The sequence below is a fragment of the Demequina sp. genome (assembly GCF_049841215.1).
Lineage (GTDB): Bacteria > Actinomycetota > Actinomycetes > Actinomycetales > Demequinaceae > Demequina.
Window position 1 is genome coordinate 1 of the sequence record NZ_JASGEO010000023.1, and the last position, 12,332, is coordinate 12,332.

At 66.9% G+C, this 12,332-nt stretch carries 13 protein-coding genes and 1 pseudogene; 7 read left to right on the forward strand and 7 right to left on the reverse strand.

Translation table 11 applies throughout. The features are described from left to right. A pseudogene (locus QM618_RS10970) lies at positions 1 to 111 on the forward strand (IS30 family transposase); the annotation flags it as partial. 95 nt (positions 112 to 206) lie between these two features. Here QM618_RS10970 and QM618_RS10975 read toward each other — a convergent pair. Further along, positions 207 to 1,439, reverse strand: coding sequence for an acyltransferase family protein (locus QM618_RS10975; protein WP_428098779.1), 1,233 nt, complete (start codon positions 1,437 to 1,439; stop codon positions 207 to 209). A gap of 172 nt (positions 1,440 to 1,611) precedes the next feature. Between QM618_RS10975 and QM618_RS10980 the strand changes: the two genes are divergently transcribed. After that, a complete protein-coding gene (locus tag QM618_RS10980) occupies positions 1,612 to 3,024 on the forward strand; it encodes a hypothetical protein (protein WP_428098782.1) in 1,413 nt (470 codons plus the stop codon). 36 nt (positions 3,025 to 3,060) lie between these two features. Here QM618_RS10980 and QM618_RS10985 read toward each other — a convergent pair whose 3' ends face one another. Continuing rightward, positions 3,061 to 3,342, reverse strand: coding sequence for a hypothetical protein (locus QM618_RS10985; protein WP_428098785.1), 282 nt, complete (start codon positions 3,340 to 3,342; stop codon positions 3,061 to 3,063). A gap of 170 nt (positions 3,343 to 3,512) precedes the next feature. Between QM618_RS10985 and QM618_RS10990 the strand changes: the two genes are divergently transcribed. The 4 genes from QM618_RS10990 to QM618_RS11005 all read left to right on the forward strand — a co-directional run bounded on the left by QM618_RS10990 (position 3,513) and on the right by QM618_RS11005 (position 7,087). Beyond that, positions 3,513 to 3,941 (forward strand): hypothetical protein, encoded by a 429-nt coding sequence (locus tag QM618_RS10990; RefSeq protein ID WP_428098789.1) that lies wholly within the window; start codon positions 3,513 to 3,515, stop codon positions 3,939 to 3,941. Between the two features lie 233 nt (positions 3,942 to 4,174). Beyond that, positions 4,175 to 6,175, forward strand: coding sequence for an acetate--CoA ligase (acs, locus tag QM618_RS10995; protein WP_428098793.1), 2,001 nt, complete (start codon positions 4,175 to 4,177; stop codon positions 6,173 to 6,175). Between the two features lie 31 nt (positions 6,176 to 6,206). Further along, positions 6,207 to 6,599 (forward strand): cupredoxin domain-containing protein, encoded by a 393-nt coding sequence (locus tag QM618_RS11000; RefSeq protein ID WP_428098796.1) that lies wholly within the window; start codon positions 6,207 to 6,209, stop codon positions 6,597 to 6,599. Between the two features lie 23 nt (positions 6,600 to 6,622). Next, on the forward strand, positions 6,623 to 7,087 hold the full coding sequence (locus QM618_RS11005; protein ID WP_428098800.1) for a GNAT family N-acetyltransferase: 465 nt from the start codon (positions 6,623 to 6,625) through the stop codon (positions 7,085 to 7,087). Here QM618_RS11005 and QM618_RS11010 read toward each other — a convergent pair. From QM618_RS11010 to QM618_RS11025, 4 genes are all read right to left on the reverse strand, one after another. After that, entirely contained in the window at positions 7,084 to 7,671 is a 588-nt protein-coding gene (locus tag QM618_RS11010; protein ID WP_428098803.1) for a calcium-binding protein, read from the reverse strand. The genes QM618_RS11005 and QM618_RS11010 overlap by 4 nt on opposite strands. An 82-nt stretch (positions 7,672 to 7,753) precedes the next feature. After that, positions 7,754 to 8,608: an ABC transporter ATP-binding protein gene (locus QM618_RS11015; protein WP_428098808.1), complete on the reverse strand. Its 855-nt coding sequence runs from the start codon at positions 8,606 to 8,608 to the stop codon at positions 7,754 to 7,756. Further along, on the reverse strand, positions 8,601 to 9,413 hold the full coding sequence (locus QM618_RS11020) for an ABC transporter ATP-binding protein (RefSeq protein ID WP_428098814.1): 813 nt from the start codon (positions 9,411 to 9,413) through the stop codon (positions 8,601 to 8,603). Before QM618_RS11020 ends, QM618_RS11015 begins: the two co-directional genes overlap by 8 nt. Before the next feature lie 2 nt (positions 9,414 to 9,415). Beyond that, the gene (locus QM618_RS11025; RefSeq protein ID WP_428098819.1) at positions 9,416 to 10,450 is read right to left on the reverse strand and encodes an ABC transporter permease; all 1,035 of its coding nucleotides are present in this window, start codon (positions 10,448 to 10,450) and stop codon (positions 9,416 to 9,418) included. A gap of 25 nt (positions 10,451 to 10,475) precedes the next feature. Between QM618_RS11025 and QM618_RS11030 the strand changes: the two genes are divergently transcribed. Beyond that, positions 10,476 to 11,429, forward strand: coding sequence for a phosphotransferase family protein (locus QM618_RS11030; protein ID WP_428098822.1), 954 nt, complete (start codon positions 10,476 to 10,478; stop codon positions 11,427 to 11,429). Between the two features lie 150 nt (positions 11,430 to 11,579). Here the strand turns inward: QM618_RS11030 and QM618_RS11035 are convergent, their stop codons facing one another. Next, positions 11,580 to 12,323 (reverse strand): phosphatase PAP2 family protein, encoded by a 744-nt coding sequence (locus QM618_RS11035; protein WP_428098825.1) that lies wholly within the window; start codon positions 12,321 to 12,323, stop codon positions 11,580 to 11,582. Positions 12,324 to 12,332: the final 9 nt, after the last annotated feature.

The window sequence follows — 12,332 nt, forward strand, 5'->3', positions numbered from 1 at the left end:
CACTCCCAAGACGACCTCGACTACGTCGCAGACCAAATGAACCGCAGACCCCGCAAACGCCTCGACTTCGCCACCCCCTACGAGACAATGCAAGAGACCCTGTTGCAATGACCCATTGAATCCGCCGACTGGAACCAGCACTGAGACACTCAGGGAGAGCCGCGCAGTCCGGGGCCGCGCCAGTTCAGCCCGTGGCCGCGCCCGTCCTAGCGCCGCGCCCACTTGGACTGCAGGATCGGCTTCTCCATGAGATGCCAGCTGGCAGTGGCGATCGCGTAGGACAGCACCAGCACCGTCGCGGACATCAGCGCAAAGCGCCCCAAGTCCTGCACGGACCCGTACGTGAACTCCCCGTTCGTGAGCAACTCCACGAGCCCCACCATCAGGTAGTGCCACACGTAGATACCGAAGGACACGGTGGCCGTGTAGCGCGCGAACCGGTTGTCCATGATCCGCCCCAGCACCCGCGAGTGCGCCGCCCCCACCAGCGCCACCCCCGCACTCACCGCGAGCCACGGCCACAGGTACGGCTGGTTCTGGAAGTTGCCCATGAAGCCGGGCTCGTACGGGAAACGCGTGAACCACACGAGCCCAGCCAGCCCCAAGATCCCGGCGAGGCCCAAGAGGTCGAAACCCCAGCGTCGGGCACCGGAACGCACACGCCACCAGGCGATGAAACCGGCCGCCGCAATGCCCACCAAAAAGTGAGCGAAGAAGCCGACGGGATTGAAGAACGGCATCCACTCCTTGGCGCCGCCCACGTCACCGTACTGCCAGCCCTTGCCCTCGTCCGAGGGGATGAACGTCGTGACAATCCACTGGTTTACCAGGAGCACCACAATCAGCACGCCCACCCAGTAGCCCGCTCCCTTCCACGCGCGGCGGCGCCCCAACACGAACATGCCGAGCATCGCGAGCGGCATCAGGATGTAGCTCATCACCTCGAGGGAAATGGACCACAGCGGCCCGTTGGACTCGACCGGGAAGAACGTCAGCCAGTGCCAACCGCTCATGAAACTCAGCCCCGCGAGGTACCGCGTGAGCGGGCTCTGGGTGTCGGGGTACCAGGCGAGCACGGCGAGGAAGCTCACCGTCAGGGCCACGTAGAAGCCAGGGACAATTCTGGCTGCCCGACGCTTCGCATAGTGCCGTAGCGACGGCAGCTTTGCGCCGGTTAAGTAGGCGGTCCAGAAGGGGTAGCTGAGTAGCGTTCCGGACAGCACAAAGAAGATGGAGACTCCGTAGGCTCCCTTCATCGCGATGCCTTGGAGGTCGGCGATGAGGGCGCCGTGCTGGTCAAAGGCGAGGCGCTGGAAGAGGTGCGAGAACACCACGCCGAGAGCGGCGGCGGCGCGCAGGCCGTCGGCGCCAGCGATGCGGTGGTCTACACGTTGGGAGCCTTCAGCGGCGTCGGGCACGGCAAGGGTCGTCGATGACACGCTCGGAACACTAGCGCGCCGGGCTGCCTCACAACGGGACGCACCCCTGGCCGAGCCGGCGCGCACCGCCCCCGAATGGGTTCTGAGTGCGACTATCAGGCGAAATAGCCCCACTCAGAACCCATTCCGGGCGGTGGAGGTGGCTAAGGTGTTAGCCGGAAGGGGGCCACGCATGGGGGCATGGCATTCGACATACGCGAACCTACTGAGGACAAGGTTCAGCGCGCTCGTCGCATACGCGGAGTTGCTCGAGGACGATCGCGGGGCGGCCCGCGAGCTGGCGCAGTCCGCGACGGTGGCGGTCTTCTCGCGGCGCAAAGCGCCGCGAGACACCCGCGTCGCGGAGATTGCGTGCCGGGAATGGATGGCCGCACACGCAGCCCAAGACCCTGGCGCCGCTGGCCCCGCCGCCACGGTACTCATGGCCATCGACGGCAAGGACGCCGACGGCGTGAGGGCGATCCTCAAGAAGTCCACCCCCCAGCACCTCCCAGAGCCGAGCGCGGAAGACATCACGGCGCTGCGCACGCGATTCGCCGCCACCGCCTCGGCCTATGCCGTCCCTGGTGCCGGCGTGAACTCCGTGATGGCCCCCGCACAGGCCAAGCACCGATCCGCGATGCTGTCCGCCGGGGTCGGCACGGTGGCGGCCGTTGGCGCCGTCGCAGTCGCCGGGTGGTTTGGACTGAACCACCTCCCCAACCTGCTGACGAGTGCGAACGGAACCACGCCGTCGGGCAGTGCGAGCCCCAGTGCAACCGCGCTTTCGGTGACGTGGAACCCGCTTCCCGAGAGCAAGAAGGTGCTCGACGACTTCACGTTCCCGGAGTGCGGCGAGACGTACACGCCGGCCTCGCAAGCGGTCAACGGGATCACGCCGCAGCCATACGTGACGATCGAGTCCGACCCCGAGTACGAGACCTTCGTGATGGTGACCCCCGGATTCGTGAGCGAGGATCCTGATCCCACACAGGTGCTCGCGGGCGGGTCCACGTACGTGATCACGTTGGACGACAAAGTGGTGTTTACCACCGAAGATTATGACGTTTACCTGGACCTTTACACCGTCAACAACCCCATGGGCAGCGCCAGTTACGGCGGCATGGGTTTTTCGCGGGCGCGCATGTGCGATGTGCAAGACGAGCGCGTGGAGTTCGAGAAGACGCTCGAGGAGCCGGACTGGGCCACCGCCACCGAGGAAGAAATCGAGGCCTACTCCGAGGCGTGGAACGACTTCGATGAGAGCCTCGGCGACTTCCCCGCAGGAACGTACAAGGTGTACCAAATCTCGCCTATCGTCTTCGGCGAGCAGTTGGCTCTTGGCAAGGTGTTCGCGAGCGAACAACTGACCGATCTTGCCAGCCTCACCTACGACATCTCGTGGACTAACCTGGCGCAAGACCCACGGGTCTCGCCGTACTGCACGGGCGACAAATACGTGGGCGACTTCAAATGCGATCCCCCGGCGGACGTGCTCAAAGAAGTGCTGACGCGCGAGGTGGACCCGTCAACAGTGGACGACACCCCGTCCGGGCTCGGCATCAGCGAGCCGCTGGAGCAGGTGGTGGAGGCGACGGAGGAGTAGGGCTCAGCCACAGCGTCGGGCCGTGTTACGGAGCGGCTAACCGCCGGACTTGCGGCGGAACTCCTTGTGACCGTGCGCGGCACCGTCACCGTGCACCGCCTTGCCCGAGGGGCCGGTGCCGGAGGTAGGCCGGGCGACCTGCCCGTCGTTGCCTACTGCGGCGGCCATGACGCCCTGGTCCTCGCCTTCCGGGAGGTCCTTGATGGACTTGAGGAACTCTTGAGCGGGCTCGTCGCGCAGCATTTTGGCGAGTTTGCCGTGGTGGAAGATCACCACCTCGCCGTTGGTGCGGGTGGCGTATCGATAGTCGGCTGGCATGAGTCCATCGAAACATGCCAGGGGCGTTAGCGCGAGTTGGGGCCACGCCGCAGTACCCCCCCGCAAACCGGCGTCGCCGCGAATACGCGATAACCCCCATGGTCGCGTGTCACAGCGCAGACGAAGATGACATCAACGCCGCGATCCGCGGCGCAGCTGGAGGGAGCGACATGACCAAGCCTCGCGCGCGCACCGCGCTTTCGACATTCGCCATCACCGCGGTGATGCTCATGGGCCTCACCGCATGCGGAGGTGGCGACGATCCCACCGAGCCAGCGGGCGAGGGCACCACGGCCGACGCTGCCGGCCCCACCTCGGATGCCACCGAGGCTCCAGAGACGGACGACGGCGAGGGCGACTCGTCCTTCGTCACCGTCTCCGGAACCGGCGAGTACGCGATCGGCACCGACATCCCCTTCGGCGGCTTCCAGCTGCAGGGAGAGCCCGCGAGCCAGCCCGACGGCTGCACGTGGTCCATCGTCGGTGACGACGGCGAGGTCGTGGCAGAGAACCAAGGCTCCTACGCATTCCTCACCGACATCAATGAGGCCGACACCTTCGTCACCACTGGCTGCCCCGACTGGGAGCAGTTCGAGTAGCAACCCAAGGGTTGTCCTTTCAAGGCCCGACATCCCACGGCTCGCAACGACGTCTGAACCACTCAGCGGCGGTTTTGGCTCGGTGGAAGGCGAAAGCCAGCGTTCAGTGGTTCAGACGTATGCGACGGATGCGTCACCGGCGTGTCGCCGCCCACCCCGGTTTTACCAGGCCCCCTAACAAACCCCCTGGCAACGGTTGGAAATACCAGGCAGAACCTGTCTAGTCTGACCCCATGGTCAACGCTGCCCATGGGTCCCCAACCCTCGAGAACCTGTTCACCGAGACGCGCACTTTCCCACCTCTCGTGGGCTTTGCGGCGCACGCAAACGCCACCGCGTACGAGTACAAGAAGGCGGCTGTTGACCGCCTCGAGTACTGGCGCGAGGAGGCCCTGCGCCTCGCGTGGCATGAGCCCTTCACCCAGATCCTCGACTGGTCGGACGCCCCGGTAGCCAAGTGGTTCTACGACGGCACCCTCAACGCGTGCGACAACGCCGTTGACCGCCACATCCGCGAGGGCCGCGGCGATCGCGTCGCCTTCCACTTCGAGGGCGAGCCCGGCGACACCCAAACCCTCACCTATTCAGACATCCACCAGCGGGTCCAGAAGGCCGCCAACGGCCTCCTCTCTCTCGGCATCGGCAAGGGCGACCGCGTCGCCATCTACCTCCCCCAAATCCCGGAGGCCGTGGTCGCGATGCTCGCGTGCGCGCGCATCGGCGCCGTGCACTCGGTTGTCTTTGGCGGGTTCTCCGCTGAATCCCTCCGCCAGCGCATCGACGACGCGGAGGCAAAGCTCGTCATTACGGCCGACGGCGGTAACCGGCGAGGCGCCCATCTCGCCTTGAAGCCCCTGGTAGATGAGAGCCTCGCCCCGATCGGCGAGCACGACACCCCTGCCAAGACAGTCACCAACGTCCTCGTCGTCAAGCGCACGGGCCAGGACACGGCCTGGGTCGAAGGCCGCGACGTGTGGTGGCACGAGGTCGTGGACCCGCAGCCCGCCGAGCACGAGCCCGAGTGGGTGGACGCGGAGCACCCGCTCTTCATCCTCTACACGTCCGGCACCACGGGAAAGCCCAAGGGCCTCTTCCACACCACAGGCGGCTACCTCACGGGCGCGGCCACCACCCACCGCCTCGTCTTTGACCTCAAGCCAGAAACTGACGTCTATTGGTGCACCGCAGACGTGGGCTGGATCACCGGTCACAGCTACATCGTCTACGGCCCCATGACCAACGGCGCCACCCAGGTGCTCTACGAAGGCACGCCCAACACCCCCAACGAGGGCCGCTGGTGGGACATCATCCAGAAGTACAAGGTCTCGATCTTCTACACCGCCCCCACCGCCATCCGCACGGTCATGAAGTGGGGAGAGGCGATCCCTGCCGCCTATGACCTGAGCTCCCTGAGGCTCCTCGGCAGCGTCGGCGAACCCATCAATCCAGAGGCCTGGATGTGGTACCGCGAACACATCGGCGGCAACCGCTGCCCCGTGGTGGACACGTGGTGGCAGACCGAGACCGGCGCCATCATGATTAGCCCCCTACCAGGCGTGACGGCCACCAAGCCGGGCAGCGCCCAGACCCCACTTCCCGGCATCGTGGCCGACGTTGTGGACGACACGGGCCGCAGCGTCGCCAACGGCGAGGGCGGGTACCTGGTCATTCGCGAGCCGTGGCCGTCGATGCTGCGGGGGATTTGGGGCGACCGCAAGCGCTACGCGAAGACGTACTGGAACCAGTTCGACGGCCTGTACTTCGCGGGCGACGGCGCTAAGCGTGACATCGATGGCGACATCTGGCTGCTCGGCCGCGTGGACGACGTCATGAACGTCTCCGGCCACCGCCTCTCCACCACCGAGATTGAGCACGCGCTCGTCTCACACCCGTGGGTCGCGGAGGCCGCGGTGGTGGGGGCCAGCGATGAAACGACAGGCCAGGCGGTGGTCGCCTTTGTCGTCGTGAAGTCCGACGGCGAGGGCGCCCAAGCGTCAGGGCACGACGTGGCAGCGGCGTTGCGTGAGCAGGTGCGGCAACAGATTGGCGCGCTCGCTAAGCCCCGCACGATTCTCGTGGTGAGTGAGGTCCCCAAGACTCGCAGCGGAAAGATCATGCGGCGGCTCTTGCGCGACGTGGCCGAGCACCGCGCGATCGGAGACGTCACCACCCTCGCGGACAGCTCCGTGATGGACGCCATCAAGTCTGGATTGGACAGCGGCAAGGGAGAGTAGAGGCGTACGGTGAGGGCGTAAGGGAGGAATCATGAACGCACTCACACGCGCTCTGCGCACCACACTTGCCGTGACGTTCGTCGCCGCAACCCTCGCGGCCTGCGGCGACTCCGAGCCAGCGCAGACAGGCTCCACCGGCCAGCCAGCGGACGCCACCACCATCGCGGTCTCCGCCACCGAATACACCTACGAGGTGAGCGCAACAACCGCCCCCGCGGGAGCTATCACTTTTGAGCTCACGAACGACGGGATGATGGAGCATGACCTCGTGCTCGAGGGCGACCCCGGCGGCAACACGGAGATCATTGGCTCCGGCGAGACGGACTCCTTCACGGTGACGCTCGAGCCGGGCACCTACACGCTGTACTGCTCGGTGGGCAACCACCGCGCGCAAGGCATGGAGTTCACCTTCACGGTGTCATGAGCCCCCACGTGCCACACTGACGCGTGCTCATCTCCCGCGAAGACCCCGCAACCGCTGACATCGTCGCGCTCCTTGAGGAACACCTCGCGGACATGCACGCGGAGTCCCCTCCGGAGTCCGTGCACGCCCTCGACGTCCAACGGCTACGGGAACCACACGTGACCTTCCTTGCCGCTCGCGATGACGAGGGCCGGTTGCTCGGCGTGGGCGCCCTCGCCGAACTCACCGCAGACCACGCGGAGCTCAAGTCCATGCGCACCAACCGGGCCTTCCGAGGTCAGGGCGTGGCAGCGTCGGTCCTTTCTCAGCTCCTCGCGATCGCGAGCGAACGCGGGTACGAGCGCGTGAGCCTCGAGACCGGCACGCAGCAGTATTTCGCTGCCGCGCACCGGCTCTACGAGCGCTCCGGCTTCACCGAGTGCGAGCCCTTCGGCACCTACGCGGAAGATCCGTTCTCGCGCTTCTACACGCTGGAGCTCAGCGCCTAATCGTCGTACGCATGCGCGCCGCGCACCGTGTCCGCGCCCCCAAGGCCGCCCCACAGCCAGTCCTCGCCGTCGCCGCCATAGAGCGAGTCGTTACCGGCCTGCCCGCTAATGACGTCGTCACCGCCGCCGCCGTAGATGACGTCGTCACCGTCGCTGCCCGCGAAGAAGTTGTTGCCGCCGGCACCGAGCCCGCGCACAAACGTGTTGCTCGCCAAGATCACGTCGGAGCCCGGCCCGCCCACCACCACGTGGCCCTCGTTGCCGTCCACCCAGATGACGTCGCGCCCCGCGCCGCCGTAGGCAGAACCGCCCACGTTGTACACGCAGATGGTGTCGTCGCCGCCAAGGCCGTACACCTCTGCGTTCGCGTAGCCGGACACGATGACGTCATTGCCCTCGGTGCCCATCACCACGGCCGCGGCGCTCTTGATAGTCGGCTTCTTTCCCAGGCAGGTGTTGGTGCCTGCCGTCACTTGCGCGTCGGCGTCCGCTCGCCCAAACGCCCGCGCGGCCGCGAATGCGCCCGTGGCGCCCAACACGATGAGGCCCGCCGTGGCGACGGGGATGATGATTGCTTTCTTCATGATTGGCCCTCCCTTTTGGCTCGCGCCAAACGTAGGGGTCACACGCGGGACGTTCAAGGCCAAATACGGCCCGACGATGTGGTCACCGGCCTCTTTCGCGCGCCACCATGGCCTCTTCAAGCGTGGATTTGACCGCTGAAACTTTCGCGGGAATGTCGCCCAGCGCCCGCCGCACGGCCTCTTCCGACACGTCGACGGCCCTCACGTGGGTGCCCGCAAGCATGGTCATGATGCCTGCCGTGTCGAGGGCCGCGAAGGCGTCTTGCCAACGTTCCGCGTGGATCGCGATGGTGGTGGTGCTCCCCACGATGTCGGCCTCGCCACCCTCGGCAACCGCCCTGCCTTGCGACATCAGCAGCAGCCGATCGCACTGTTGCGCCTCTTGCATGTAGTGAGTGGTGACGAGCACGCCGACGCCGGAATCCGCGGCCTCGTGGATCGCGTCCCAGAGCCTCGCGCGGCTCAACGGATCCACGCCGGACGTGGGCTCGTCGAGCACCAGCAACTCCGGCGAGTGCCCAAGCGCCGCCGCGAAGGCGAGCTGCCGCTGCCTGCCAAGCCCAATTCCCCCGGCGAGGCTTCCCGAGAGCCCGGCCAGACCGTCGGGCACGGGGATGGGGCGGTCGCCGTAGGTCTCGCCAACGAAGGCGAGGTTCTCCTCGACCGTGAGCGAGTCCCACAGCCCAAGGCCTTGCGGCACGTAGCCGAGCCGGGCGCGGGTGGCGCGCGACGGTGTCTCACCGAACAGCGCGACCTCTCCGTCGCTGGCTCCGAGCAACCCAAGAATCATGCGAATAAGTGTGGTTTTACCAGCACCGTTGGCACCTAGGAGGCCAACGATTTCGCCGGGTGCTACGGACAGCGAGACGTCGTCTACGGCCACGAAGTCACCAAAGCGACGGGTCACGTTCCGGGCGCTCAGCAGCGGCTCAGACACGCGCTGCCTCCTTCGCGAGCGAGGCTGCTACCACGGCGTCCTCGAGGTCGGCGGCGCGCGGAGTACCGGGAGGCGGATCTCCGGGGAGCCATTCCCGGAACTCGTGGCCGCGTCGCCAGGTGTTCGCGCCGGCGCCGCGAGCCAAGGACGAGACCACGTGCCCTGGAATCGCCTCGAGCACCTCTTCGGGGGTGCCGCGCAGCAGTACCTCCCCGGCGTCGAGCACCACCACCTGGGCGGCGCGCTCGGCCTCGTCGAGATAGGTGGTGGCCATCGCGATCGCCGCGCCGTCCGCGGCGGCTTGCGCGATCATCCGCCACAGGTCAACGCGGCTCACGGGGTCCACGCCGGTGCTCGGCTCGTCGAGGAGGAGCAGCGGCGGGCGGTGCAGCATTGCCAAAGAGAACGCGAGCTTCTGGCGCATTCCCCCTGATAACTGGCCTGCAAGGCGGTCGGTCGCGTCCGTGAGGCCGGTCGCCTCAAGCAGCTCTGCCCTGCGTTGGGTCAGGTCCGCGCCCGTGACGTTCTGGGCAGCAGCCACGAAGGCGATGTTCTCGTCAACGGTGAGCTCTCGCCACACCCCGGCCTGCGTCGGCATGAAGCCGAGGCGGTTCACGGGCGGCGCATCCACCGTTCCGCCAGACGGCCGCACGGCCCCGGCGAGCACCCGCAGCAGCGTGGTCTTCCCCGCGCCGTCTCCCCCGGCGAGCGCGAGAACCTCGCCCGGCACCACCTCCACCGAGACGTCGGTGAGGGCCGCGACGTTGCCGTACCGGACGCTTACTGAACTGACGCCCCAGGTCACGTTCACGCCTCCTTGCGGGAGCGTCGGGCAGAAGGGGCGAGGTCGCGGCGAAAGCGCAGCACCGCGAGCGAGAAGATGAGCACGGCCATGAAGGCGAGCACCGCGAACGCAGGCCACAGCGAGTCAAGGCCCGCGCCGCGCAGCATGATGCCCTGGGAGATCTGCACAAAGTAGGTGAGCGGCAGGCAATAGCCGATCCACGAGATCGCGGCGGGCATGGCGCTGAGCGGGAAGATGAAGCCGGAGAGCAGGATCTGCGGCAGCAGGATCATGATCGCGAGCTGAATCGCCTGCGCCTGCGTCTGGGACGCGGTCGAGATGAGCACGCCGATTCCCAGCACGACGAAGAGGAAGATCGCGGCGCCGAGCGCGAAGATCCAGGGGTTGCCGTTGAACGGGACGTCGAAGATCCAGATGCCGAGCAGCGTCACGACCGCCATGTCCACGGCCGCAAGGATGAAGTAGGGCGCGATCTTGCCGACGATCACGTCGCTTGGTTTGAGCGGCATCACCGCGAGCTGCTCGAGCGTGCCGGTCTGGCGCTCCTTCACCAGGCCGATGCTCGTGATGATGGTGCCGATGAACGTGAGGATGAGGCCAACGAGCGCCGGGACCATGACCCACGAGGTGGTGAGGTTGGGGTTGTAGAGCACCTCGACTTTCAGCTGGTCGTCGGGGATTGCGTTGAAAGCGCCCACCGCGGTTTGGGCGGCGAAGAGGCTGGAGCCGTCCACAAATGCGGTGGGTGGGGTGGTGGTGGTGTCGATGACGACGTCGGCCTTGTTGTCCTTTACCAGGTCCTTTGCGTCTTGGGTGGTGCCGTCTGGGAGCGTTCCGTCAACGACGAAGAGTGGCGGGAGTTGGTCCGCCACCGCTTCTGCGTTGGGGCCCACCACCTGAGTGTGGAGCTCGTCGATGGTGAAGTTGGCGGCGTAGCCGAAGATCACCAGCAGCACGATCGGCAACATGATGAGCATCGCCATGGTGCGCTTGTCGCGCCTAAGTTCGCGGAACTCCTTGAGGATCATCGCTCGCATACGTTGAGCCTGGCACACTGGCGAAATGTCTGCTCTGCCTCAGCCGCGAAATCCGCGTCGCATGCCGTGGAGCGAGGTGCCCGACGCTGTGGTTGCGGCCATCGGCGCGCGCGCCGGGTCAGTGGTTGGTTCCGTTGAAGCGGCGGCTTTGGGGTTCAGCCCCGGGTTTGCTGGGGTGGTTCGATTTAGTGACGGCTCGCGGCTGTTTCTCAAGGTGATGAGCGGCGATCGCGACCCGTGGTCCATCCACCTCAACCGCCGAGAGGCGGAGGTGCTTGCGGAGCTGCCGGGCGAGCTGCCGGTGCCGCGGCTTGAGTGGACGCTCGAGGTGGGGGACTGGTTTGTGCTGGCGACCGATGTGATCGATGGCGAGCACCCGGTGGCGACGAACGCCGAGCACTCCGAGGCGTTGTGGGCGGTGTTCGAGGAGCTGGCGTCTGCTCCGGCGCCCGCCGGGTTGCAGGCCTTTCACGAGTCAGACGAGAGCTTCTTCACCCTGTGGCGCACGATCGCGGAGGATCCTGGCTGCGTAGAGCGGCTGTCTTCCCACGGTGAGGCGGGCAAGTGGGCTCTCGCCAATCTTGACCGGCTCGTGGAGTGGGGCGCGGACGGCGCCGAGGCGAGCGAGGGCGATGCCCTGGTCCACGGCGACCTGCGAGCCGACAACATCCTGTTGGCGGGTGGCCGCGCCTTCATCGTGGACTGGCCGTGGGCAACGCGGGGCGCTGCGTGGCTGGACCTCGCGGGCTACCTGCCGTCGCACGAGATGAACGGCGGCGACGCGTGCTGGGACGTCTTCCACGCGCACCCGCTGAGCCGCGGGGTTGAGCTGCGGCACGAGCGCGGCATCGTTGCCGCGCTCGCGGGCTACTTCACGGTGATGTCCACGGAGCCGCCGCATCCGGCGCTGCCTGGGCTGCGAGAGTTTCAGCGCGCGCAGGCGGCGCCAGCGCTGCGCTGGCTCCGCCGCCTCACCTGATCAGCCGTGCCCGCACCTGATCACCCGCACCCGCACCCGCACCCGCACCCGCACCTGATCACCCGCACCCGCACCCGCACCCGTATGCGCCCTGGCGGCAAGCAACAGGTCGCATGGGGCGTTTAGGACGCGCTCAGTGCCGCCAGGACGCTATTCGCCAGTGGGCGCAGCGGGCGCGGCGGGCGCGGCGGGCGCAGCGGACTCCCCGTGCGCCGCAGCGGACTCCCCGTGCGGCCCGTCATCCCGGAAGTCATGAGTCCGCACAACGCCCACCGCAACCCCAAGCACGGTGAGGGCGGCGAAGAAGCCGGCCACAACGTCGGTCAGGAAGTGATACCCCAGGTAAAGGCGGGAAAGCGCCACCATCCCAATCACCACAACGGACACAAGTGACCACCACAGCAGCACCTTCAGCGAGCGGTCCGTGCGCCACGCGAGGTACCCCGTCACCAGCACAAAGGTTGCCGCGCACAGGGTGTGCCCGGAAGGAAAGGAAGGCGTGTGGGTGCCGCCGGGCTCTTGCCAAAACTCCTCGGGCGGCCGCGGCCGGTCCACCGTGTACTTGAGCACCAGCGACAGCAGCCCCGCGAACGCCATGGACCCCACCAAGACGCACACGTTGAACCACTGCCGCGTGCGCCACCCCCACACCGCGCCACCGAGGGCCACCAGAATCGGCAGCACCACCGGCCCAAACACCCACGACACCGCCACCATGAACGTCGTCAACGCGCCACTGCGATGCGCAGCGAAGAACTCCAAGATGGGGTCGTCGAGCGACCACAGCCACTCCTGGTCCTCTACCGAATCCAGCAACTCGGCGTACCCGACGCCGCCGATGACCACCAGCACAAGCGCCGGCCACCATGCGCGAAGAATCAGGCGGCCGGACATGCGCCAAGA

Coding starts and splice junctions, on each gene's coding strand:
- QM618_RS10990 (WP_428098789.1), top strand. CDS start 3,513: ATGACCAAGCCTCGCGCGCGCACCGCGCTTTCGACATTCGCCATCACC.
- QM618_RS11035 (WP_428098825.1), bottom strand. CDS start 12,323: ATGTCCGGCCGCCTGATTCTTCGCGCATGGTGGCCGGCGCTTGTGCTG.
- acs (WP_428098793.1), top strand. CDS start 4,175: ATGGTCAACGCTGCCCATGGGTCCCCAACCCTCGAGAACCTGTTCACC.
- QM618_RS11025 (WP_428098819.1), bottom strand. CDS start 10,450: ATGCGAGCGATGATCCTCAAGGAGTTCCGCGAACTTAGGCGCGACAAG.
- QM618_RS11010 (WP_428098803.1), bottom strand. CDS start 7,671: ATGAAGAAAGCAATCATCATCCCCGTCGCCACGGCGGGCCTCATCGTG.
- QM618_RS10985 (WP_428098785.1), bottom strand. CDS start 3,342: ATGCCAGCCGACTATCGATACGCCACCCGCACCAACGGCGAGGTGGTG.
- QM618_RS11000 (WP_428098796.1), top strand. CDS start 6,207: ATGAACGCACTCACACGCGCTCTGCGCACCACACTTGCCGTGACGTTC.
- QM618_RS11030 (WP_428098822.1), top strand. CDS start 10,476: ATGTCTGCTCTGCCTCAGCCGCGAAATCCGCGTCGCATGCCGTGGAGC.
- QM618_RS10980 (WP_428098782.1), top strand. CDS start 1,612: ATGGGGGCATGGCATTCGACATACGCGAACCTACTGAGGACAAGGTTC.